Raw genomic sequence first — 23,851 nt, 5'->3', positions numbered from 1 at the left:
GCTGCCGCCATTAACAGCGCTAGCAAGCGGGGCCCTCATCGCGTGCGTCAATCTTCTCGATCTTCAAATCAGCGGCCGCCGAGCTGGCCAGCGTCACTCGGAGCGTTTGCACATCCGGGCGGGTGGGTGAGACCTGAGATACTCCGTTGGAATCGACGACGTCGACCCCTGACACGTCGATGCACGTGTCGAGTACGACTCGATCCAATTCGGATTCCCAAACTGAACCTTTTACGAGCGTCACGACTGTCTCACCCGAGACGCTGAGGCCATCCGCGTGATATTCGCTTAACCCCCTCCGCTCGGTTGCGTTCGCTTCCCCAGTTGTGAGCGCATAGACGGGCTCGAAGGTGGCGGGGTCGCTGAGGTCGACCCGGTTTAGGGCGTCGACGTAGGCGCGGTAGGTCGCCTCGGCGGCGGCGAAGGCTTCCTCTTCCGAAGCGAAGCCGGTCGGCGTGGGCGTCGGCGTCGGTGCACTCGCGGGCGCGCACGCCGCGAGGGCCGCCGCGAGCACGGTCGTCGCCAGCAGGGCAGCACAACGTCGAGCGGTCATGCGACCACGGTAGTGACCGGGGCCGCCCTCCTCGCGGGTTCTCCACAGCGCGTAAGCTCGCGGGCGTCGATCATGCGGCGGGGGAGGGAACATGTCGTTCGGGGCTGCGGCATCCGCTCATCGGGGGCGTCGGCCTGCGCCGGACTCGCTCTGTCCCTGCGGCCGGCGAGCGTTCGCCGCATGCTGCGGACGCGTCCTCGACGGCGTTCCCGCCGAGACGCCCGAGGACCTCATGCGGTCCCGATACACGGCGTTCGCGCTGGCGGATGCCCGGCACCTCGCCGACACCTGGTGGCCTGCGACGCGGCCCGATGACGTCTCGGTGGATGACGGGACCTCGTGGCTCGGCCTGGAGGTGCTCCGTTCTGAGACGGCTCCCGACGGCCGCACGGGTCGAGTAGCGTTCCGGGCCCGATGGCGAGACACGGCGACGGGGGAGAGCGGACTCCTCGAGGAAGACAGCCGGTTCCTGAGGCGCGCTGGTCGCTGGTACTACGCAGACGCTCTCTGATACCCTGGAGTGTCACACGCGTGGCCCTTGCGCCGCGCCCGCGTGACATCGCACGAACAACCACCCTGCCACGATCGGTTGCCGCACGTCCTCGTGCGGACTGGCCCCGTGGCCCGAACACAACACCATCCAAGGACAACCCCCTACATGACTAACGCAACGACCGCCCCGGCCACCAAGCAGGTCGCCATCAACGACATCGGATCTGCTGAGGACTTCCTGGCCGCGGTCGAGAAGACCCTGAAGTTCTTCAACGACGGAGACCTCATCGAAGGCACCGTCGTGAAGATCGACCGCGACGAGGTCCTCCTCGACGTCGGCTACAAGACCGAGGGTGTCATCCCCTCGCGTGAGCTCTCGATCAAGCACGACGTCGATCCCAACGAGGTCGTCAACGTCGGCGACCAGGTCGAGGCCCTCGTCCTCCAGAAGGAGGACAAGGAAGGCCGCCTGATCCTCTCCAAGAAGCGCGCACAGTACGAGCGCGCCTGGGGAGACGTCGAGAAGATCAAGGAGAACGACGGTGTCGTCACCGGCTCCGTCATCGAGGTCGTCAAGGGTGGTCTCATCGTCGACATCGGCCTCCGCGGCTTCCTGCCCGCGTCGCTCATCGAGCTGCGTCGCGTCCGCGACCTGACGCCGTACCTCGGCCAGGAGATCGAGGCGAAGATCCTCGAGCTCGACAAGAACCGCAACAACGTCGTGCTCTCGCGCCGCGCCCTGCTCGAGCAGACGCAGTCCGAGTCGCGTTCGAACTTCCTCAACAACCTCCACAAGGGTCAGGTCCGCAAGGGCACCGTCTCGTCGATCGTCAACTTCGGTGCGTTCGTCGACCTCGGTGGCGTCGACGGCCTCGTCCACGTCTCGGAGCTCTCGTGGAAGCACATCGAGCACGCATCCGAGGTCGTCGAGGTCGGCCAGGAGGTCACCGTCGAGATCCTCGAGGTCGATCTCGACCGCGAGCGCGTCTCCCTGTCGCTGAAGGCGACGCAGGAGGACCCGTGGCAGGTCTTCGCCCGCACCCACGCGATCGGTCAGGTCGCGCCGGGCAAGGTCACCAAGCTCGTCCCGTTCGGTGCGTTCGTCCGCGTGGCCGACGGCATCGAGGGCCTCGTGCACATCTCCGAGCTGTCGGGCAAGCACGTCGAGCTCGCCGAGCAGGTCGTCTCCGTCGGTGAAGAGGTCTTCGTCAAGATCATCGACATCGACCTCGAGCGCCGCCGCATCTCGCTGTCGCTGAAGCAGGCCAACGAGTCGGTCGACCCCAACGGCACCGAGTTCGACCCGGCCCTCTACGGCATGGTCACCGAGTACGACGAGAACGGCGAGTACAAGTACCCCGAGGGCTTCGACCCCGAGACCAACCAGTGGAAGGAAGGCTTCGACGAGGCCCGCCTCGCCTGGGAGGCCGAGTACGCCGCTGCTCAGGGTCGCTGGGAGGCTCACAAGGCCGCCGTCGCCAAGGCTCTCGAGGCCGAGGCTGCTGCTCCCGCCGATTCGGGCTCGTCGTCCTTCTCGTCCGAGGTCTCGAGCGGTGCCGGCACCCTCGCCGATGACGAGGCGCTGGCTGCTCTCCGCGAGAAGCTGTCCGGTCGCTGATCGACACCCGCATCACCGAGGGGTCGGAGCCGAGTGCTCCGGCCCCTCGGTCGTTTCCGGGCGGATGCCGCGGCGGCGTCCGGGCCGGTAACGTTCTCGTGTGGCAGATGCGGATCAGGGCGCGGCTCACGCCGACAGCGTGCCCACGGCTCCGCCCGCCACCGGCGCGCGCGCCGAGCGGGCTGCGCGCTCGCGCGTGCCCTTGACGGAGCTGCGCGATCGGGTCGTCGCGAACAATCAGATCCTGCTGACCGCGATCGTCGCCGGCATATTCCTGTCCGGTTTCCCCGGTGGATGGATAGCGCAGGCCTCCACCTTCGCGGTTGGCGTCGTGCTCGTCGTCGTCGCCGCCCTGGCCAGCCTGGCCGTGCCCTGGTCGCGCATCCCCCCGTCGTGGGTCGCGATCGTCCCGCTGGTGGACATCGTCGCCATCGGGCTGATGCGCACGTCGGACGTGCCCGGGGTCGCCCTGCTGTGGGCGTTCCCCACCATGTGGCTGTCGAGCCTCGGGCGGGTCTGGCTGATCGTCGGCTGCGTCGGATCGATCAGCGCCTACTGGATCGCGCTCGCCCTCGCGCCGTCATTCGAATTCACCTGGGGGATCATCGTCCTCCCCGCGGTCGTGATAGCGATCGGTGTCACCACCTACAACGGCACGCGTCGCTTCCAGGCTCAGCGCGCACTCCTCGACAAGCAGAATGTCCGCTTGGCGGCGGCCCTCCGGCACGCCAGCCGTCAGGAGCAGCTGCTGACCGAGGTCCTGGACACCGTCGACTTCGGGGTGCTCCGTGTCGGCACGGACGGGGAGATCACCTTCGTCAACGACGCTCTCGGCAAGTTCCAGCAGCGGATCCCGAGCTTCGGCCGGCTCGGCGCCACGCAGGAGATCTACGCCGCCGACGGCGAGACCCCCCTCGCACCGGACGAACGCCCCCTTGCCCGCATCCTCCGGGGCGAGACCTTCAGCGACCTCGTCGTCTGGTTCCCCATCTCGGAGTCCCGACGGGCCGCGATCAGCCTGACCGCACGTCGCATGAAGGATGCCGACGGGCGGCCCGCAGGCATCGTCCTCGTCGCGCGCGACGTCACCGAGGAGCGCACCGCCCTCAAGGCGCGGGACAGCCTGGTCGCGTCGGTCTCCCATGAGCTGAGGACGCCGCTGACCTCGATCATCGGGTACCTCGAGCTCGTCCTCGACCACGAGGATCTGCCTCCGGCGATCGCTCGCCAGGTCGACGTCGCCTACCGCAACAGCGAACGTCTCCTCGGGATCGTCTCGGGGATCCTCGCCGCCTCGACCGCGTCGCGCATGTCGGTCGAGGTCACCCTTTCTCCGCAGGAGACGGACCTCGCCGACGTCGTGGCGGCGGCGGCATCCGATCTCGGACCGGTGGCGCGCGACCGGGCGATCCGGATCGACACGAGCGACCTGCTCCCGACCCCCGCGTTCATCGACGCGGCGCGCGTCCGGCAGGTCGCCGACAACCTGCTCAGCAACGCCATCAAGTTCAATCGCGACGGCGGCACCATCACCGTGGGCGCGTCGACCGACGGCAGGCACTCCTGGTTCCTCGTCCGTGACAGCGGCATCGGGCTCTCCTCGGAAGATCAGGAGCGGGTGTTCGAGCGCTTCTTCCGCGCCGAGAGCGGAGTGCCGGGCACCGGGCTCGGTCTCGCCATCAGCAGGGAGATCGTCCGGGCCCACGGCGGCGACATCACCGTGACATCGACGCTGGGGCTCGGGACGACCTTCATGGTGCGGTTGCCCGCCACGGCGGACACCGCGGCCGAAGCGGCTGATCGCTCCGCCTCGGGGGACGACGAGCGATGACCCTGGACCTCTTCTCGGTGACCGTCATGACGGCCATCGTCGCTCTGACCGCCGCGGGGATCTTCGTCGTGGAGACTTTGCGCCGCCGCGACACCGGAGCGGGCCGCCTCTGGGCCGTGGGCTACCTCTGCGGAACGGCGACGACCTTCGCCTACATCTCGTGGGCCTCGGGCATCGGCGGCGCCGTCGCGATCGCCATCGGGAACGCGTCGTTCGCACTCACCCCCGCGTTCATCTGGCTCGGGAACCGCCGCTTCAACGACCGCCCCATCACCTGGCCCGCTGTGATCGTCGGAGTGCTCACGGTCGCATCGTTCCTCGCCGCGGTGATCCGCGTGCCCGAAGACGGCAGCTGGGGCGGCTGGTCCGTCATGGTGGTGACCATCATCGGATTGTTCGCCGCGGGGGGTGTCGAAGCGCTGAGGCGTCCGATGGGGCGGGTCGGGAACGCGCAGCTGTTCGCCTTCGTACTCCTCGCCGCCGCCGTCTACTACAGCGCGCGGCTCGTGGTGTTCCTCGCGGACGGGCCGGAGGGCGACTTCTTCACGACGTGGTTCGGATCCGTGTCGGCCAACATCGCCACCGTCGTGCTGACCATGGTCGCCGTCGTCGTGACCTCCATCCTCCGTTCCACCAAGAGCGCGACGCGCCGTTTCGAGTGGCTGAGCGAGAACGGTGTCGCCGCGGACGGCGTGATGCTCGCGGGGACCTATCGCGACGCGCTCCGCGACGTGGCCGAACGGGCGAGCTGGCGGCAGGATCTGCTGAGCGTCGTCGTCGTGGGCATCGACGGCATGGACGAGATGGCTGCGGCGTTCGGGTCGGATGCCGCAGACGAGCTCGCGGCGCAGTGGCGGCGCGCCGTGCGCCGACACGCCCCGGCGTCGGCGTTCGTGGGGGAGGACGGCGACTCGACCCTGTCGGTGTGCGTCGTCTCGAGTACCGCGGCGGAGGCACGCCGTCAGGCGGCGGCGATCTATCGCGGCTGCATCGACGACCTCGCCGGCAACCCGACGGGGCTGCTGCCGATCGTCGGTGTGGGGGTCGCGCTGACGGAGACGATGGGGTACGAACCGATCGTGCTGCTGAACGCCGCGCGAGCGGCGGCGCTCCGCGCCTCCCGCAGCTTGGAGGCTTCCGTCCTGTTCGGCGGCCCCGATGACCGCGGACCCGCCCGGGTCTGACGTGGCGTGGCATCCTCGGAGGGTGACTCTCATCGCTTTGACCGGCGGCATCGCGTCGGGGAAGTCCACGATCGCACGTCGACTCGCCGAGCATGGCGCGGTGATCGTCGACGCGGACGCCATCGTCCGCGAGGTGCAGCGGGCCGGGTCGCCGGTGCTCGCAGAGATCGCGGCCGCCTTCGGCGACGACGTGCTGACGGAAGCGGGCGAACTGGACCGCCCGCGTCTCGCATCACGCGTCTTCGGTGATGAGGATGCCGTGCGCACGCTCAACGCGATCGTGCACCCGGCGGTCCGGGCCGAGTCCGCCGCGCGCTTCGCCGCAGCCCACGCCGCCGATCCGGGAGCGATCGTCGTCTACGACGTGCCGCTGCTCCTGGAAGCCCGAGCCGAGGATCCCTGGGAGCTCGTGGTCGTGGCCCACGCGCCCGTCGAGCTGCGCCGGGAGCGGCTCGTCTCGCTGCGGGGGATGAGCCCCGCCGACGCCGACGCCCGCATCGCGTCGCAGGTCGACGACGGTCGCCGCCTCGCGATCGCCGATGTCCTGATCGACACGACCGGGTCGATGGAGGAGACGGTCGCGCAGGTCGATGCGCTGTGGGAGCGCCTGACCCGCTGAGGTCCACGCCGACGGCGAACGCCGGAGCCGGTGTCGGAGGCCACGCCTACGCTGGGATCATGCAGACCACGCGCTCCGTCCGACCCTTCGAGGTCGTCAGCGAGTACCAGCCCAGCGGCGATCAGCCGCAGGCGATCGCGGACCTCGCCTCCCGCATCAATGCGGGCGAGACCGATGTCGTCCTGCTCGGTGCGACGGGTACCGGTAAGTCCGCGACGACGGCCTGGCTGATCGAGCAGGTGCAGCGTCCGACTCTCGTGCTCGCACACAACAAGACGCTCGCGGCGCAGCTCGCGAACGAGTTCCGCGATCTCATGCCGAACAACGCTGTCGAGTACTTCGTCAGCTACTACGACTACTACCAGCCCGAGGCGTACGTCCCGCAGACGGACACCTTCATCGAGAAGGACTCGTCGATCAACGCCGAGGTGGAGCGGCTGCGTCACTCCACGACCAACTCATTGCTGAGCCGGCGGGACGTCGTGGTCGTGTCCACGGTGTCGTGCATCTACGGCCTCGGTGCGCCGGAGGAGTACCTTCGCGCCATGGTCGCCCTGCAGGTGGGGGAGCGGTACGACCGTGACGCCCTCATCCGCAAGTTCATCGCGATGCAGTACAACCGCAACGACGTCGACTTCTCGCGCGGCAACTTCCGCGTCCGCGGCGACACGATCGAGATCATCCCGGTGTACGAGGAGTACGCCGTGCGGATCGAGCTCTTCGGCGACGAGATCGAGGCGCTGTACATGCTGCATCCGCTCACCGGCGACGTCGTGCAGAAGCTCGAGAGCGTGCCGATCTTCCCGGCATCCCACTACGTCGCGGGCACCGAGACGGTGCAGCGAGCGATCGGGACGATCGAGCACGAGCTCGAGGAGCGACTTAAGCAGTTCGAGTCGCAGGGCAAGCTGCTCGAGGCCCAGCGCCTGCGCATGCGCACGACCTTCGACCTCGAGATGCTGCAGCAGCTCGGATTCTGCTCGGGCATCGAGAACTACTCACGTCACCTCGACGGCCGGATGCCGGGCGAGGCACCGCACACCCTCCTCGACTTCTTCCCCGACGACTTCCTCCTCGTCATCGACGAGTCGCACGTCACGGTCCCGCAGATCGGTGCGATGTACGAGGGGGATGCCTCGCGCAAGCGCACGCTCGTCGACCACGGGTTCCGTCTGCCGAGCGCCATGGACAACCGTCCCCTCCGGTTCGATGAGTTCAAGCAGCGGATCGGTCAGACGGTGTACCTCTCGGCGACGCCCGGTCGGTACGAGATGGGGATCGCGGACGGTGTCGTCGAACAGATCATCCGTCCCACCGGGCTCGTCGACCCGGAGATCATCGTCAAGCCCTCGAAGGGGCAGATCGATGACCTGCTCGAGGAGATCCAGCTGCGCGTCGAGCGGGACGAACGGGTGCTCGTCACGACCCTGACCAAGAAGATGGCCGAGGAGCTCACGGACTTCCTCGGCGAGCACGGCGTCCGGGTGCGTTATCTGCACTCCGACGTGGACACGCTCCGACGGGTCGAGCTGCTGACCGAGCTGCGCCAGGGAGTGTACGACGTCCTCGTGGGCATCAACCTGCTCCGCGAAGGTCTCGACCTGCCCGAGGTGTCGCTCGTCGCGATCCTGGATGCCGACAAGGAGGGGTTCCTGCGCTCGGGGACGTCCCTCATCCAGACCATCGGCCGCGCGGCGCGCAACGTGTCCGGCCAGGTGCACATGTACGCCGACAAGATCACCGACTCGATGGCGGCCGCCATCGAGGAGACCGAGCGGCGTCGTGAGAAGCAGATCGCCTACAACCTCGAGAACGGCATCGACCCGCAGCCGCTGCGCAAGAAGATCGCGGACATCACCGATGCGCTCGCGCGCGAGGCCAGCGACACGCGCGACATGATGGACGGCCGCAGCAAGGGGAAGACCAAGTCCGGCAAGGGCAAGAGTCCGACGCCGCAGCTGCGGCGCGAGGGGATCGCCGCCGAGGGGGCGAACCAGCTCGAGGCGACGATCGAAGACCTCACCCGTCAGATGCTCGCGGCCGCCGACGAACTGAAGTTCGAACTCGCCGGGCGGCTGCGCGACGAGGTGCAGGACCTCAAGAAGGAGCTGCGCGCGATGGAGCGCGCCGGGCACGCGTGAGGCGCGTCAGGGGCAGTGCATCAGCGGCCGCTCGCCCGAGCGGTCGAAGGTGTGCATCGACATCGGGTGGCCGCAGAGAGGGCAGGCGCGTTCGCTCCTGACCGGCTCGGGCTCGGTCTCGTAGGGGCCCACCGAGGCGGGACCGGCGTACCGGATGAGGCGACTGTTCCACCACCGGTAGAACCCGCCGGCGGCACGGATCCGTTCCCGGAGCGGTGGTCGTGACTCCTGTTCGCCATTCATAATAATTAGTGTACTAACTATTAGGACGAGGAGGATCGATGGATGACGACGACGTGCTGAAGCTCGAGAGCCAACTCTGCTTCGCGATCGTGACCGCCGCCCGCAACGTCGTCGCGATCTATCGCCCTGTCCTCGAACCGCTCGGACTCACGCACCCGCAGTACCTCGTGATGCTCGCGCTCTGGGAGAGAGCGCCGCAGTCGCTCACCGAGTTGGCGACCGCCCTTGCGGTCGAGCCCGCCAGCTTGTCGCCGACCATCAAACGACTCGAGACGCAAGGACGAGTCGTCCGGCGCCGGCGCCCCGCGGACGAGCGTGTGCTCGACATCGCGCTGACCGATGACGGTGCGGCGCTCAGGGAGCGTGCACTCGACGTGCCGCGGCAGATCATGGCACGCGTCGGCCTCGGGGTGGCGGACGTCGAACGCTTGCGAGACGGCTTGCAGCCCTTCGCCGGAAGTCGACCCGCGCCCGAGGACTGATCGCCCGCAGCGAAGGACGGAGCCCGTGTCGGTGGCCCAACCTAGGATTGACCGGTGCCCATCGTCCCCGTTCCCCACGCCTCCAAACTCAGTGTCCGCGGCGCGCGCGTCCACAATCTGAAGAACGTCGACCTCGAGATCCCCCGGGACTCGCTCGTCGTGTTCACCGGTCTGTCCGGCTCCGGGAAGTCGAGCCTCGCGTTCGACACGATCTTCGCCGAGGGTCAGCGGCGATACATCGAGTCGCTGAGCTCGTACGCGCGCCAGTTCCTCGGCCAGGTGGACCGCCCCGACGTCGACTTCATCGAGGGCCTCAGCCCGGCGGTGTCGATCGACCAGAAGTCGACGAACCGGAACCCTCGCTCGACGGTGGGCACCATCACCGAGATCAACGACTACATGCGTCTGCTGTGGGCGCGCGTCGGTGTTCCCCACTGCCCGGAGTGCGGCGAGAGGATCCAGCGGCAGACCGTGCAGCAGATCGCGGATCAGCTCATGGAGCTCCCGGAGCGGACGCGCTACCAGATCGTCGCACCCGTCGTGTCTCAGAAGAAGGGGGAGTTCGTCGACCTCTTCAAGGAGCTCTCCGCGAAGGGCTACGCCCGCGCGATCGTCGACGGCGAGGCGGTCCAGCTCGCGGAGCCGCCGACACTGAAGAAGAGCTACAAGCACGACATCGCCGTCGTCGTCGACCGCCTCGTGGCGAACCCCGACATCCTGAGCCGTGTCACCGACTCCGTCGAGACGGCGCTGGGACTGGCCGGCGGCATCCTGCAGGTCAACTTCGTCGATGAAGAGGGTGACGACGCCTGGCAGAGCTACAGCGAGAAGCTCGCCTGCCCCAACGGTCACGCGCTGACGCTGACGGAGATCGAGCCCCGCACGTTCTCGTTCAACGCGCCTTTCGGTGCCTGCCCCGCCTGCTCGGGTCTCGGTACCCGGATGTCCGTCGACACCGAGCTGCTCCTCGGCGATGAGGAGCTCTCGATCGCCGAGGGTGTCATCGTCCCGTGGACGACGCAGGGCAAGGGCCTGTTCCAGTACTACGAGCGACTCCTCGTGGGTCTCGCGGACGACCTCGGATTCTCGCTCGACACACCGTGGAAGGACCTCCCCGCCGACGTACAGGACGCAGTCCTCACCGGCGAGAACTACAAGGTCACGGTCAAGTGGAAGAACCGGTACGGGCGCGAGATGCGGTACGCGTCGGGCTTCGAAGGTGTCATCCCGTACATCGAGCGCCAGTTCACGCAGGCCGAGACCGACACGCAGCGTCAGCGGTGGGCGGAGTTCCTCCGCGAGGTTCCCTGCCCGGTCTGCAACGGCGACCGCCTCAAGCCCGAGGTGCTGTCGGTGCTCGTCCACGGTCACTCGATCGCGGATGCCTCCCGCCTGAGCCTCGGCGAGGCGCAGCAGTTCTTCGCACAGCTCTCGCTGACCGACCGCGAGGCGACCATCGCGGCCGCGGTCCTCCGCGAGATCCGAGCGCGTCTGGACTTCCTCATCCAGGTCGGCCTCAACTATCTGAGCCTGAGCCGGGCTGCCGGCTCGCTCTCGGGCGGGGAAGCGCAGCGCATCCGGCTCGCCACCCAGATCGGGTCGGGGCTCACGGGTGTCCTCTACGTGCTCGACGAGCCCTCCATCGGACTCCACCAGCGTGACAACCGTCGCCTCATCGAGACGCTCGTGCGTTTGAAGAGCCTCGGCAACACGCTCGTGGTCGTCGAACACGACGAGGAGACCATCCACGCGGCCGACTGGATCGTCGACATCGGCCCGCGCGCCGGTGTCGAGGGTGGCAACGTCGTCCACTCGGGTCCGGTCGAACAGCTCTTGACGGACCAGGAGTCCATCACCGGCGCCTACCTGAGCGGCCGGCGTGCGATCCGGATGCCGAAGAAGCGGCGCAAGATCGACAAGGGCCGACAGCTGCGGGTCGTGGGGGCGCGGGAGAACAACCTCCAGAACGTCACGGTCGACTTCCCGCTCGGCGTCCTGACCGCCGTCACCGGGGTGAGCGGCTCCGGCAAATCCTCGCTCGTGAACGGCATCCTTTACGAGGTCCTCGCCACGAAGCTCAACGGCGCCCGACGGGTGGCCGGCAAGCACACCCGCGTCACGGGCCTCGAACACCTCGACAAGGTCGTGCACGTCGATCAGGCCCCCATCGGTCGCACGCCGCGCTCGAACCCGGCCACCTACACGGGTGTGTTCGACCGCATCCGTTCGCTGTTCGCCGAGACGACCGAGGCCAAGGCGCGCGGCTATCAGCCGGGTCGCTTCAGCTTCAACGTGAAGGGCGGCCGGTGCGAGGCGTGCTCGGGCGACGGCACCATCAAAATCGAGATGAACTTCCTGCCCGATGTGTACGTCGACTGCGAGGTCTGCCACGGCCAGCGCTACAACCGCGACACCCTCGCCGTGCACTACAAGGGCAAGAACATCGCCGAGGTGCTCGACATGCCGATCTCGGAGGCGGCTGACTTCTTCGAGCCGATCCAGGCGATCCACCGCTACCTCAAGACCCTCGTCGACGTCGGCCTCGGCTACGTCCGGCTCGGACAGTCGGCCACGACGCTCTCGGGAGGCGAGGCGCAGCGCGTGAAGCTCGCCACCGAGCTCCAGCGCCGCTCGAACGGGCGCACCATCTACGTGCTCGACGAGCCGACGACGGGTCTGCACTTCGAAGACGTGCAGCGCCTGCTCGAGGTCTTGAACAGCCTCGTCGACAAGGGGAACTCGGTGCTCGTCATCGAGCACAACCTCGACGTGATCAAGTCGGCCGACTGGGTCATCGACCTCGGACCTGAGGGCGGCTCGGGCGGCGGAACGATCGTGGCGACGGGGACCCCGGAGCAGGTCGCGACCGTATCGGAGAGCCACACCGGCCAGTTCCTCGCCGAGATCCTGGAAGTGGCTCCCGCGCGCAAGGCGGGCTGACGTGGCGTCCGCGCTGCCGTACAAGCCCAAGCCGGGGGAGATCCCCACGGATCCCGGGGTCTACCGGTTCCTGGATGCGGACGGGCGGATCCTCTACGTCGGCAAGGCCAAGAACCTGCGCGCGCGGCTGTCGAACTACTTCGCACCGCTGCACACCCTGCACGAGCGGACGCGTCGCATGGTGACGACGGCGGCCAAGGTCGAGTGGACGGTCGTGAAGACCGACATCGACTCGCTGCAGCTGGAGTACACCTGGATCCAGGAGTACTCGCCGCCGTTCAACGTCCGGTACAAGGACGACAAGTCCTACCCGTACATGGCGGTGACGCTCGCCGACGAGGCCCCGCGGGTCATCGTGACGCGCAACCGCCGCATCCGCGGAGCCAAGTACTTCGGACCGTATCCGAAGGTCTGGGCGGTCCACGACACGATCGACCAGCTCATCAAGGTGTTCCCGATCCGCACGTGCAGCGACTCGTCCTACAAGAAGGCGATGGCGACGGGGAGGCCCTGCTTCCCCGGGCAGATCGGTCGGTGCGGGGGACCCTGCTCGATGAAGGTGACCATCGAGGAGCACCGCGCGATCGTCGACGACTTCGTCGCCTTCATGTCGGGCAGCGACAAACGGTTCACGAAGCGGCTCGAGGCGAGGATGCGCGAAGCGGCTGCCGCGATGGACTACGAGGCTGCAGCGTCGTACCGCGACAAGCTGCAGGCCCTCGACGCCGTCCTCAACCGCAGCGCGCTCGTGCTGAGCGAGGACACGGACGCCGACCTATTCGGTGTCGCCGAGGACGAGCTCTCCGCCGCGGTGCAGCACTTCGTCGTGCGCGGTGGCCGCGTCCGCGGGGTCCGTGCCACGACCATCGACAAGGAGCTGGACATCTCCGGTCCCGAGCTGGTGGACCAGATCCTGCAGCGCGCCTACGGCGCGGCATCCGCCGAGGACATCCCGCGTCAGGTGCTCGTGCCGACCCTTCCCGACGACGCCGCCGAACTCGAGCAGTGGCTGCAGTCGCGGCGCGGGAAGAAGGTGACGCTGCAGGTCGCACAGCGCGGGCAGAAGGCCGACCTCATGCGGACGGCCACACTCAACGCCCAACAGGCGCTCATGCTGCACAAGACCCGCCGCACCAGCGACTACACGGCCCGCACGAAGGCGCTGACGGATCTGCAGGAAGCCCTCGGCATGACCGAGGCGCCGCTGCGCATCGAGTGCTTCGACATCTCCCACCTCGGCGGGACGGGCGTCGTGGCGTCGATGGTGGTGTTCGAGGACGGCCTGCCGCGGAAGGATCAGTACCGGTCCTTCTCGGTCGCCGAGACGACGGACGACACCGACTCGATGTACCAGGTGCTCATGCGGCGGCTCGCGCACATCGACCGCGACGAAGCCGAGCAGGAGGCGATCGATCCCACGGCGGACGGCGAGGTGGATGCCACCCGCAAGCGCCCGCGTTTCGCCTATCGTCCCCAGCTGCTGCTCGTCGACGGCGGACAGCCGCAGGTGCAGGCGGCGGCGCGTGCGCTGCGCGACGCCGGACACGACGAGATCGCGCTGTGCGGCATCGCGAAGCGGCTCGAGGAGGTGTGGCTGCCCGACGACGACTTCCCGGTGATCCTTCCGCGCTCCTCCGAGGCGCTCTACCTGCTCCAGCGGCTGCGTGACGAGGCGCACCGATTCGCGATCACGCACCAGCGCAAGAAGCGCGGTCGCGACATCACGACGGTGCTGGCGGAGGTGCCGGGACTCGGAGCGACCCGCATCAAGGCGCTGCTCCGCCACTTCGGCTCGGTCAGCCGCCTGAAGCAGGCGACACCCGAGGAGATCCAGGAACTCCCCGGTATCGGTCCCCGGCTGGCGGCCACGATCCATGCGCACCTCGCTGCCGGTTCGGATGCGGTGCCCGCCGGTGGTTAGGCTGGGATGACACGCGTGGAAGGCGGGGTGCGGATGGACGGCCAGACGACGGGCGAGGTCCTGATCGTCACGGGCATGTCCGGCGCAGGGCGCACGACGGCCGCGAACGCCCTCGAGGACCTCGACTGGTACGTCGTCGACAACCTGCCGCCGCAGATGCTGTCGCATCTGCTGGATCTCACGGCCCTCGCCGCCGACGCGCTGCCCCGGGTGGCCGCCGTCGTCGACGTCCGCGGCCGGCAGCTGTTCGGCGAGCTCCCCTCCGTCACGCACTCGCTGCGCGACGGAAGGCAGCTGCGGGTCCTGTTCCTCGACGCGTCGGACGACGTGCTCGTCCGACGGTTCGAAGCGGTCCGGCGTCCGCACCCGCTGCAGGGGGAGGGGACGATCCTCGACGGCATCCGTCGTGAACGCGAGCGGGTCGCAGCGATCCGCGAGGCCGCCGACGTCATCGTCGACACGAGCGGTCTCAACATCCACCAGCTGGCGAATCGCATCGTCGATCTGTTCAGCGCGGACGGCGACGCGCGTCACACCGTCACCGTGATGAGCTTCGGGTTCAAGTACGGCCTGCCGCCCGACGTCGACCTCGTGGCCGACATGCGGTTCCTCCCGAATCCCTACTGGGAGCCGACGCTGCGTGCGCTCACGGGCGAGGACGATGCCGTCCGCGAGTTCGTGCTCGAGCAAAAGGGCGCCCGCGAGTTCATCGACGCGTACGCGACAGCGCTCCGCCCGGTCCTGCAGGGCTATCAGCGCGAGAACAAGAGGCATTCGGTCATCGCGATCGGGTGCACCGGCGGCAAGCACCGATCCGTCGTCACGTCGTTCGAGCTGGCCGAGCGGCTGAACGCCGAACCGGGCGTCGCGGTGCGGGTCGCGCACCGCGACCTGGGTCGCGAGTGACCGGTGCGCGAGTAAGCTGATCCTTTGTCCCCCTCGCCCCCACCGAAGGATCGCCGTGCCGCTGACTGCTGACGTGAAGACGGAACTCACCTCGGTGCGTGATCCGCGGCCCACGGCCCGCGTCGCAGAGCTCACGACGATCCTGCGCTTCTCGGGCGGGCTCCACTCGATCGCCGGCCGCGTCGCCGTCGAGGCCGAGGTGGAGACTGACACCCTGGCCCGCCGCGTCGCCCGGGACCTCGTGGAGATCTACGGAGTCCGGCCGGAACTGGCGCACGTCCAATCCTCCGGCGGACGGGCGGCCAACCTGGTCGCGGTCCGCGTCATCGAGGGCGGCGAGACCCTGGCGCGTCAGACCGGACTGCTCGACAACCGTCGACGCCCGGTCCGCGGACTGCCGAACAAGCTCACCACCGGCGCACGCCCCGACCTCGCGGCGGTCTGGCGCGGCGCGTTCCTCGCGGCAGGGACGCTGTCCGACCCGGGGCGTTCGGCAGCACTGGAGGTCTCCTGCCCATCGGGGGAGGCGGCCATGGCCCTCGTCGGTGCGGCGCACCGGCTCGGCATCGCCGCCAAGGCGCGGGAGGTTCGCGGCGTGCCCCGCGTCGTCGTCCGCGACGGCGAGGCGATCCGCGCGACGCTCCTGGTGATGGGAGCCCAGAAGACCGCCGCCGCGTGGGAGGAGATGCGTCAGCGCCGCGAGGTCCGCGCCGGCGTCAACCGTCTCGTGAACTTCGACGACGCCAACCTCCGCCGGTCCGCACAGGCGGCCGTCGCCGCCTGTGCACGGGTCGAGCGTGCGCTCGAGATCCTCGGTGACACCGTGCCCCCGCACCTCAAGCAGGCGGGGGACCTCCGACTCGCCCACCGCGACGCCAGCCTCGACGAACTCGGTCACCACGCCGACCCTCCGCTGACGAAGGATGCCGTCGCCGGCCGCATCCGTCGACTGCTGGCCATGGCCGACAAGAAGGCCGCGCAGGACGGCATCCCCGACACCGAATCCGCCGTCCCGGCCGGTCTGGAGGACTGACGGGGTACATCCCCTCTTCGCGGGAAGCAACCGGGTGTCCGGCGGGTTGGGCCTCAATAGGATGAATCCGACCGGCCGCGCCGCGTGCGCGGCACCGACAGAAGGAAGAGGACATGGCGAAGTACACGCTGCCTGAGCTCCCGTACGACTACTCCGCGCTCGAGCCGAGCATCAGCGGCAAGATCATGGAGCTTCACCACTCGAAGCACCACCAGACGTACGTCACCGGAGCGAACACCGCCCTCGAGCAGCTCGCGGAGGCACGGGAGACCGGCAACCTCGCGAACGTGAACAAGCTCGAGAAGGACCTCGCGTTCAACCTCGGCGGACACGTCAACCACTCCATCTTCTGGACCAACCTGGCCCCCGCCTCGCAGGGCGGCGGCGGCGAGCCCGAGGGCGAGCTGCGCGCGGCGATCGACGAGTTCTTCGGCGGCTTCGACAAGTTCCAGGCTCACTTCACGGCGGCTGCCACCGGCATCCAGGGCTCGGGATGGGCCGTCCTCAGCTGGGACCCGATCGGTCAGCAGCTGATCATCCAGCAGCTGTTCGACCAGCAGTCCAACACGGCGCAGGGCACCATCCCGATCTTCCAGCTCGACATGTGGGAGCACGCCTTCTACCTCGACTACCTGAACGTCAAGGCCGACTATGTGAAGGCCGCGTGGAACATCGCCAACTGGCAGAACGTCGCACAGCGTCTCGACGCCGCCCGCGACAAGACGGCGGGCCTGCTCTAGTAGTAGGGTCGTTCACAGGTGAGGATGCCGGGATCCTCCCGGCAACGGGGGCTGAGCCCCGGCATCCTCTCTCATTTCCAGCACATCGCGGGTCGACCCCGTCATGGGGCGTGCGCGAAGAAAAACGGGAGACAACGTGTCTGTCAAGATCGGCATCAACGGCTTCGGCCGCATCGGACGCAACTTCCTCCGCGCGGCGCTCGCGCAGGGAGCTGACCTGGAGATCGTGGCGGTGAACGACCTCACCGACAACAAGAGCCTCGCTCATCTCCTCAAGTACGACTCGGTCGGAGGTCGCCTGGACGCCGAGGTCTCGTACACCGAGGACTCGATCACCGTCAACGGCAAGACCATCAAGGTCTTCGAAGAGCGCGACCCCGCCAACCTCCCCTGGGGCGAGCTCGGCGTCGACATCGTCATCGAGTCGACCGGCCGCTTCACCAAGGCAGCCGACGCCAAGAAGCACATCGAGGGTGGCGCGAAGAAGGTCATCATCTCGGCGCCCGGCACCGACGTCGACGGCACCTTCGTCATGGGCGTCAACGACGGCGCCTACGACTCCGAGACCATGCACGTCATCTCGAACGCTTCCTGCACCACCAACTGCCTCGCCCCGATCGCCAAGGTCTTCAACGACAACTTCGGCATCGAGCGCGGCTTCATGATGACCGCCCACGCCTACACCGCCGACCAGAACCTGCAGGACGGCCCCCACGGCGACCTGCACCGCGCGCGTGCGGCCGCGATCAACATCGTCCCCGCCGCGACCGGTGCCGCCAAGGCCATCGGCCTCGTCCTGCCCGAGCTCAACGGCAAGCTGAGCGGTTCGTCGTACCGCGTCCCCGTCCCCACCGGCTCGATCGTCGACCTGACGGTCGTCACCCCCACCGAGGGACTGACCGCCGAGGTCATCAACGCCGCGTTCGAGAAGGCTGCGGCCGAAGGCGAGCTCGTCGGCTACCTGAAGTACAACACCGACGCGATCGTCTCGAGCGACATCCAGCTCGACCCGCACTCCTCGGTCTTCGACGCCGGCCAGACCAATGTGTCGGGCAACCTCGTCAAGATCTCGTCCTGGTACGACAACGAGTGGGGCTACTCGAACCGACTCGTCGACCTCACCGAGCTCGTCGCCAGCAAGCTCTGACGATGGCTCTGCGCACCCTCGATTCGCTGGGTTCGCTCGCAGGCAAGCGCGTCATCGTCCGTGTCGACTTCAACGTCCCCCTGAAGGACGGCGTCATCACGGACGATGGCCGCGTGCGTGCGGCTCTGCCGACCCTGTCGGCGCTGATCGAGCAGGGCGCCCGCGTCATCGCGGTCTCCCACCTCGGCCGGCCCGACGGCGCTCCGGACGCGAAGTACAGCCTCGCCCCCGTCGCGACGCGACTGTCCGAGCTCCTCGGCCAGGACGTCGCGTTCGCGACCGACACGGTCGGCGACTCGGCACGTGACACCGTCGCGAACCTCGCCGACGGGCAGGTCGCCGTCCTCGAGAACCTCCGCTTCAATGCGGGGGAGACCGCGAAAGACGAGACCGCCCGCCGGGCCTTCGCCGAGGAGCTCGCGTCGCTCGGCGATGCGCTCGTGTCGGACGGGTTCGGTGTCGTGCACCGCAAGCAGGCCTCCGTCTACGACCTCGCCGAGCTGCTGCCCTCCGCTGCGGGTCTGCTCATCGAGAAGGAGGTCGACGTCCTCGACCGCCTCACCGAGCGTCCGGAACGTCCCTACGCCGTCGTGCTCGGCGGTTCGAAGGTCAGCGACAAGCTGGGCGTGATCGAGCACCTCCTGCCGCGCGTGGACAAGATCCTCGTCGGCGGCGGGATGCTCTTCACCTTCCTCGCGGCCCAGGGCCACAAGGTCGGCAAGAGCCTTCTCGAAGTGGACCAGCTCGACACGGTCCGCGGGTACATGGAGACCGCTCGCGAACGCGGGGTCGAACTGGTGCTCCCCGTCGATGCCGTGATGGCCGCCGCTTTCGCAGCCGATGCGGAACACGTCGTGGCGTCCGCCGACGCACTGGAGGACACCCCCTTCGGCGAAGACGGCATGGGCCTCGACATCGGGCCGAAGACGGCGGAGCTGTTCGCCGAGGCGATCCGCGGCGCGAAGACCGTGTTCTGGAACGGCCCGATGGGTGTGTTCGAGATGGAGGCGTTCGCTGCAGGGACGAAGACCGTCGCGCAGGCGCTCACGGAGGTCGATGGTCTGTCCGTCGTCGGTGGCGGCGATTCGGCGGCCGCCGTGCGTCAGCTCGGCTTCGACGACGACGCGTTCGGCCACATCTCCACCGGCGGTGGAGCCAGCCTCGAGTTCCTCGAGGGAAAGAAGCTGCCCGGATTGGAGATCCTCGGATGGGAAGCGTGACCCGCAAGCCGCTCATCGCCGGCAACTGGAAGATGAACCTCGACCACCTGCAGGCGGTCGCCTTCGTCCAGAAGCTGCACTGGACGCTGAAGGATGCCGCTCACGAGACGGATTCGGTGGAGGTCGCGGTCTTCCCGCCGTTCACCGACATCCGGACGGTGCAGACGCTCATCGACGCCGACAAGATCCCGTTCGCCCTCGGCGCGCAGGACGTGTCGACGAAGGACTCCGGCGCGTACACCGGTGAGGTCTCCGGCGCCTTCCTCAAGAAGCTGGACGTCGACTACGTCATCATCGGTCACTCCGAGCGACGGGAGTACCACGGCGAGACCGACGAGGTCGTCGCCGCGAAGGTCCAGGCGGCCCTGCGGCACGGACTCGTCCCGGTCGTCTGCGTCGGTGAGACGCTTGAGCAGCGCGAGGAGTCCGGCCCGACGGCGGTCTCGGTGGCGCAGCTGCGCGCGGCGCTCGAGGGTGTGCCCTCGGACGCGGACGTCGTGGTCGCCTACGAGCCGGTCTGGGCCATCGGCACCGGCCAGGTGGCCTCGCCCGAGCAGGCGCAGGAGGTGTGCGCCGCGCTTCGCACCGTGATCTCCGAGAGCCTCGGGGATTCTGCGGGGGAGCGCACCCGCATCCTCTACGGCGGATCGGTGAAGTCAGGCAACATCGCGAGCTTCATGCGAGAGCCGGATGTGGACGGCGCCCTCGTCGGGGGCGCGAGCCTCCTGGCGGACGAGTTCGCCGCCATCATCAGGTATCAGAAGCACGTCGGCGTGTGATCGTGAACGGTGCGGCGCCTCGCGGCGTCGCACCGTTCAGCCGGTATACTCGTCCGAGCGCTGAGCGACTCGGCGACCCGAAAGGCTTTCAACGACTGTGGATATCCTCCAGCTTGTGCTGCAGGTGCTGCTGGGACTCACCAGCCTCCTGCTCACGCTCCTGATCCTTCTGCACAAAGGACGCGGCGGCGGCCTCTCCGACATGTTCGGTGGCGGCATGAGCTCGGCCATGGGGTCCTCGGGCCTCGCCGAGCGCAACCTCAACCGCTTCACCGTCGTGCTCGCGCTCATCTGGTTCGTCGCCATCGTCGCGCTCGGCCTCATCACCAAGTTCCAGAGCATCTGATGGCGACCGGGGGCAACGCGATCCGAGGCACCCGCGTCGGTGCCGGGCCGATGGGGGAGCAGGACCACGGACACCACGCCGACCGCGTGGCCGTCTCGTACTGGGATGCGCTCGGCAACGAGACGGTGCGCTACTTCGCAGCCGGCATCTCGGAGGAGGAGATCCCCGAGACGATCGATTCGCCGCACTCCGGTCTTCCGGCGGGGCGCGACAAGGCGAACCCGCCCGCACTGGCGAAGACCGAGCCCTACAAGACGCACCTCGCCTACGTGAAGGAGCGGCGCAGCGACGAAGAGGCCGAGTCCATCCTGGACGACGCGCTCAAGCAGCTTCGAGAGCGGCGCGGTCAGGACTGATCGCCGCGCCACACGACGATTCGACCCCGGGTTCGCTCAGAACTCGGGGTCGATCAGTTCTTCCGGCACTCCCTGCGCCGCGGCCTCGTCGACGAAGAACACCGTCTGCTTGCGACCCTTGGCACCGGCCGCAGGCACCGAGTGGTAGCTCGCGCCGGCCAGAGCCAAGCCCAGTGCGGAGGCCTTGTCGGTGCCAGGGAGGACGAGCCACACCCGTCGCGACGAGTTGATCACCTTCCGGGTCAGGGTGATGCGGTCGGAGGGCGGGAGAGGGGAGTGGCGCACCGGGAGCACCGTGTGCTCGGTGTCGGCGATCTCGCTGCGATCCGGGAAGAGCGAGGCGATGTGCCCGTCGGGACCCACGCCCAGGAACGCCAGCGTGAACCGCGGCCAGGCCTGATCCTCGGCAGCGTGGGCGGCGAGCTCTGCCGAGTAGTCGGCGGCCGCGTCGTCATGGCTGCGACCCGCGTCGGAGGCGGCGATCGGATGGATGTTGGCGCCGGGCACGTCGATGTGGTCGAGGAACGCCGCGCGTGCGGCCCTCTCGTTCCGGTCCGGATCGCCGCCCGGGACGAAGCGCTCGTCCCCCCACCAGAAGTGCACCCTCGACCAGTCGACCTCGTGACGCCGATCGCTCTCACCGGCGGCGTGCAGCACGGCCGTGCCGGCATTGCCGCCGGTCAGGAGGATGTGGGTCGTCTTGCCCTCGACTGCGCGGGAGGATACCCGCTGGAAGAAACGCTTCGCGACCCCGCGGGCCAACGTCTGCGCGTCCGGACGGACGACGACGCGCTTCTCCGCGCGGAACTCCGACATGCGACTCCTACCTCGTGGGAGGGTCGAGGAGCTCCCACCCTTCGGTGATGACTCGACCATACAAGAGGTCGGGATCCAGACGGCGCAGCTCCTCCGCGAGGCACTCGCGCAGCGACCGTCGCGGCAGCACGATGTCGTGCGTCGGCTGTCCCGGCTGGGTGAGGGTCGCGTCGGTCGCGTTCGAGCGTTCGAGGACGATGTCGCCGGAGTCCCGCGAGAGCGTGACCGAGCGGATGCCGTGAGCCCATTCGTGCTCATCCGTGTAGTGCCAGTCGACGGAGACATCGAGCTTCATCCGCAACCAGGCGGCCAGCAGACCGGTGGAGGGAGAGCTGCCCGCGCCGACGACGGTCACCGCCGTGACCGGCTCGTAGGGAGGCTGGTCGAGGACAGCGGCGAGCTGCTCCCGCCAGTGCGTCAGTCGGGTCCAGGCGAGGTCCGTGTCACCAGGGGCGTAGACGGAGCCGAGCTGCGCCAGGCGGTCCTTCGCGAACGGCTTCGTCGAGGCATCCGTGATGCGACGCTGCGCCATACGACCGATCGGTGAGTGCGCGGGGTCGGCGGGCGGGTCATCGGGCCACCATGCGACGACGGGTGCGTCGGGGAGAAGGAGGCCGTTGACGAGACTCTCCTGGTTGTCGGCGGCGGCCCCGCGGGCACGCAGCACGACGACCTCGCTCGCACCGGCGTCGCCGCCGACACGGATCTGCGCGTCGAGACCGGTCGGGGCGTCGGGCTGCACGACCAGGACGATGACCCGCATCGGGTGCTCGCGCGATGCGGCGTTCGCGGCGTCGATCGCCTCCTCATCGAAGCCGCCGGTGGAGACGATGACGAGGGTCAGGACACGTCCGAGCGCGACAGCGCCGCCCTCCTCGCGCACGCTCACGAGCTTCTTCGCGATCGTGGAGACGGTGGTGTCGGGCAGATCGACGATCATGGGCGCCTCCAGACGCGGCCATCGCGGGCCAGGAGCTCATCGGCGGACGGAGGACCCCAGGATCCGGGGGAGTACTGCTCGAGCGGCTCGTCCTGCTCCGCCCAGAACTCCTCGACGGGATCGAGGATGCGCCAGGAGAGCTCGACCTCCTCGTGGCGGGGGAACAGCGGCGGGTCGCCCAGGAGCACATCGAGGATGAGGCGTTCGTAGGCTTCGGGACTCGACTCAGTGAAGGCGTGTCCGTAGCCGAAGTCCATCGTGACGTCGCGCACCTCGTTCCCCGCGCCCGGCACTTTCGAGCCGAAGCGCAGGGTGACGCCCTCATCGGGCTGGATGCGGATGACGAGGGCGTTCTGCCCGAGCTGCAGCGCCTGCGAGCGCAGGAACAGCAGCGGCGGCGTGTGCTTGAAGATGACGGCGATCTCGGTCACGCGACGACCCAGGCGCTTGCCGGTGCGGAGGTAGAACGGCACCCCGTTCCACCGACGGGTCGCGATCTCGAGCTTGATGGCGGCGTAGGTCTCGGTCCGCGACTGCGGGTCCATCCCGTCCTCGTCGAGGAAGCCGGTGACCTCCTCACCACCCTGCCATCCGCCGGCGTACTGTCCGCGGGCGGTCGCCGTGGACAGGTCATCGGGGAGCTTGACCGCAGCGAGGACCTTCTCCTTCTCGGCGCGCAGGTGTTCGGCGTCGAGCGAGATGGGCTCCTCCATCGCGGTCAGCGCGAGGAGTTGCAAGAGGTGGTTCTGAATGACGTCGCGCGCTGCACCGATCCCGTCGTAGTACCCCGCGCGGCCACCGACGCCGATGTCCTCGGCCATCGTGATCTGCACGTGGTCGACGTAGTTGGCGTTCCAGAGCGGCTCGTACAGCTCATTGGCGAAGCGCAGGGCCAAGATGTTCTGGACCGTCTCCTTGCCGAGGTAGTGGTCGATCCGGAAGATCGCATCGGCGGGGAACGCGACCTCGAGGGCCTCGTTCAGCTCCCGGGCGGTCTGCAGGTCGCTGCCGAACGGCTTCTCGATGACCACGCGGCGCCACGTGTCGCCGTCGGCGTTCTCGTCCACCAGACCGGAATCGCGGAGCTGACGCGCGACGACGGGGAAGTCCTTCGGCGGGATGGACAGGTAGAACGCGTGGTTGCCCATCGTTCCGCGCTCGGTGTCGAGCTTCTCGACGGTCTCGCGGAGACGGGCGAAGGATGCCGCGTCGTCGAACGTGCCCTGCACGAACCGGATCCCCTGCAGGAGCTGGTTCCAGGTCTCCTCGCGGAAGGGGGTCCGTGCGTGCTGACGCACCGCGTCGTACACGACCTGCGCGAAGTCCTGATCCTCCCAGTCGCGTCGCGCGAAGCCGACGAGCGCGAACCCGGGAGGCAGCAGACCCCGATTGGCGAGGTCGTACACGGCCGGCATGAGCTTCTTGCGCGACAGGTCTCCGGTCACGCCGAAGATCACGAGGGCACTCGGGCCCGCGATGCGGTTCAGGCGGCGATCATCGGGGTCGCGGAGCGGATTGCGTCCCCGCGAGATGTCGACGGCCAT

General features: G+C 68.3%; 22 protein-coding genes. 17 read left to right on the top strand and 5 right to left on the bottom strand.

Annotated features, from left to right (window positions below):
* Positions 1-19 precede the first annotated feature (19 nt).
* On the bottom strand, positions 20-553 hold the full coding sequence (locus AB0259_RS06405; RefSeq protein WP_366220001.1) for a hypothetical protein: 534 nt from the start codon (positions 551-553) through the stop codon (positions 20-22).
* 91 nt (positions 554-644) lie between these two features.
* Between AB0259_RS06405 and AB0259_RS06400 the strand changes: the two genes are divergently transcribed.
* The 6 genes from AB0259_RS06400 to uvrB all read left to right on the top strand — a co-directional run bounded on the left by AB0259_RS06400 (position 645) and on the right by uvrB (position 8,438).
* Positions 645-1,064, top strand: a complete 420-nt coding sequence (locus AB0259_RS06400; RefSeq protein WP_366220002.1) for a YchJ family metal-binding protein — start codon at positions 645-647, stop codon at positions 1,062-1,064.
* A gap of 147 nt (positions 1,065-1,211) precedes the next feature.
* The gene (gene rpsA / locus AB0259_RS06395) at positions 1,212-2,663 is read left to right on the top strand and encodes a 30S ribosomal protein S1 (protein WP_064002307.1); all 1,452 of its coding nucleotides are present in this window, start codon (positions 1,212-1,214) and stop codon (positions 2,661-2,663) included.
* Positions 2,664-2,763: 100 nt separating this feature from the next.
* Positions 2,764-4,494, top strand: coding sequence for an ATP-binding protein (locus tag AB0259_RS06390; protein ID WP_366220003.1), 1,731 nt, complete (start codon positions 2,764-2,766; stop codon positions 4,492-4,494).
* A complete protein-coding gene (locus tag AB0259_RS06385; protein WP_366220004.1) occupies positions 4,491-5,678 on the top strand; it encodes a diguanylate cyclase in 1,188 nt (395 codons plus the stop codon). Before AB0259_RS06390 ends, AB0259_RS06385 begins: the two co-directional genes overlap by 4 nt.
* A gap of 22 nt (positions 5,679-5,700) precedes the next feature.
* Positions 5,701-6,297, top strand: coding sequence for a dephospho-CoA kinase (coaE, locus tag AB0259_RS06380; protein ID WP_366220005.1), 597 nt, complete (start codon positions 5,701-5,703; stop codon positions 6,295-6,297).
* A gap of 59 nt (positions 6,298-6,356) precedes the next feature.
* Entirely contained in the window at positions 6,357-8,438 is a 2,082-nt protein-coding gene (uvrB, locus tag AB0259_RS06375; protein WP_366220006.1) for an excinuclease ABC subunit UvrB, read from the top strand.
* A 6-nt stretch (positions 8,439-8,444) separates the two neighbouring features.
* Here the strand turns inward: uvrB and AB0259_RS06370 are convergent, their stop codons facing one another.
* A complete protein-coding gene (locus AB0259_RS06370) occupies positions 8,445-8,681 on the bottom strand; it encodes a hypothetical protein (protein ID WP_366220007.1) in 237 nt (78 codons plus the stop codon).
* Positions 8,682-8,719: 38 nt separating this feature from the next.
* On the opposite strand from AB0259_RS06370, the gene AB0259_RS06365 reads away from it, so the two are divergent.
* From AB0259_RS06365 to AB0259_RS06315, 11 genes are all read left to right on the top strand, one after another.
* Entirely contained in the window at positions 8,720-9,163 is a 444-nt protein-coding gene (locus AB0259_RS06365; protein WP_366220008.1) for a MarR family transcriptional regulator, read from the top strand.
* 54 nt (positions 9,164-9,217) lie between these two features.
* Complete coding sequence (gene uvrA / locus AB0259_RS06360) at positions 9,218-12,103, top strand: excinuclease ABC subunit UvrA (protein WP_251580527.1); 2,886 nt, start codon at positions 9,218-9,220, stop codon at positions 12,101-12,103.
* Between the two features lies 1 nt (position 12,104).
* The gene (uvrC, locus tag AB0259_RS06355) at positions 12,105-14,024 is read left to right on the top strand and encodes an excinuclease ABC subunit UvrC (RefSeq protein ID WP_366220010.1); all 1,920 of its coding nucleotides are present in this window, start codon (positions 12,105-12,107) and stop codon (positions 14,022-14,024) included.
* A 33-nt stretch (positions 14,025-14,057) separates the two neighbouring features.
* Complete coding sequence (gene rapZ / locus AB0259_RS06350; protein WP_366221386.1) at positions 14,058-14,930, top strand: RNase adapter RapZ; 873 nt, start codon at positions 14,058-14,060, stop codon at positions 14,928-14,930.
* A 55-nt stretch (positions 14,931-14,985) separates the two neighbouring features.
* Positions 14,986-15,963 carry a DNA-binding protein WhiA gene (gene whiA, locus AB0259_RS06345; RefSeq protein WP_366220011.1) on the top strand — a complete coding sequence of 326 codons (978 nt, stop codon included), beginning with the start codon at positions 14,986-14,988 and terminating at the stop codon, positions 15,961-15,963.
* Positions 15,964-16,076: 113 nt separating this feature from the next.
* Positions 16,077-16,703 carry a Fe-Mn family superoxide dismutase gene (locus AB0259_RS06340; RefSeq protein WP_251580530.1) on the top strand — a complete coding sequence of 209 codons (627 nt, stop codon included), beginning with the start codon at positions 16,077-16,079 and terminating at the stop codon, positions 16,701-16,703.
* 136 nt (positions 16,704-16,839) lie between these two features.
* Positions 16,840-17,850, top strand: coding sequence for a type I glyceraldehyde-3-phosphate dehydrogenase (gap, locus tag AB0259_RS06335; RefSeq protein ID WP_251580531.1), 1,011 nt, complete (start codon positions 16,840-16,842; stop codon positions 17,848-17,850).
* A gap of 2 nt (positions 17,851-17,852) precedes the next feature.
* On the top strand, positions 17,853-19,070 hold the full coding sequence (locus AB0259_RS06330; RefSeq protein WP_251580532.1) for a phosphoglycerate kinase: 1,218 nt from the start codon (positions 17,853-17,855) through the stop codon (positions 19,068-19,070).
* Positions 19,058-19,849 carry a triose-phosphate isomerase gene (tpiA, locus tag AB0259_RS06325; protein WP_251580533.1) on the top strand — a complete coding sequence of 264 codons (792 nt, stop codon included), beginning with the start codon at positions 19,058-19,060 and terminating at the stop codon, positions 19,847-19,849. The genes AB0259_RS06330 and tpiA overlap by 13 nt, the downstream gene beginning before the upstream one ends.
* 97 nt (positions 19,850-19,946) lie before the next feature.
* On the top strand, positions 19,947-20,195 hold the full coding sequence (secG, locus tag AB0259_RS06320; protein WP_251580534.1) for a preprotein translocase subunit SecG: 249 nt from the start codon (positions 19,947-19,949) through the stop codon (positions 20,193-20,195).
* Positions 20,195-20,551: an RNA polymerase-binding protein RbpA gene (locus AB0259_RS06315; protein WP_251580535.1), complete on the top strand. Its 357-nt coding sequence runs from the start codon at positions 20,195-20,197 to the stop codon at positions 20,549-20,551. The genes secG and AB0259_RS06315 overlap by 1 nt, the downstream gene beginning before the upstream one ends.
* 36 nt (positions 20,552-20,587) lie before the next feature.
* Here AB0259_RS06315 and pgl read toward each other — a convergent pair whose 3' ends face one another.
* The 3 genes from pgl to zwf are packed head-to-tail and all read right to left on the bottom strand — an operon-like array spanning position 20,588 to position 23,851.
* Positions 20,588-21,367: a 6-phosphogluconolactonase gene (pgl, locus tag AB0259_RS06310; protein WP_366220013.1), complete on the bottom strand. Its 780-nt coding sequence runs from the start codon at positions 21,365-21,367 to the stop codon at positions 20,588-20,590.
* A 7-nt stretch (positions 21,368-21,374) separates the two neighbouring features.
* On the bottom strand, positions 21,375-22,307 hold the full coding sequence (locus AB0259_RS06305) for a glucose-6-phosphate dehydrogenase assembly protein OpcA (protein ID WP_251580537.1): 933 nt from the start codon (positions 22,305-22,307) through the stop codon (positions 21,375-21,377).
* A complete protein-coding gene (gene zwf, locus AB0259_RS06300; protein ID WP_366220015.1) occupies positions 22,304-23,851 on the bottom strand; it encodes a glucose-6-phosphate dehydrogenase in 1,548 nt (515 codons plus the stop codon). Before zwf ends, AB0259_RS06305 begins: the two co-directional genes overlap by 4 nt.

Origin of the sequence: Microbacterium sp. NPDC080005 (assembly GCF_040702445.1) — a bacterium.
Lineage (GTDB): Bacteria > Actinomycetota > Actinomycetes > Actinomycetales > Microbacteriaceae > Microbacterium > Microbacterium oleivorans_D.
The sequence above is the reverse complement of the archived record's forward strand: the minus strand, read 5'-3'. Positions and strand labels throughout refer to the sequence as shown.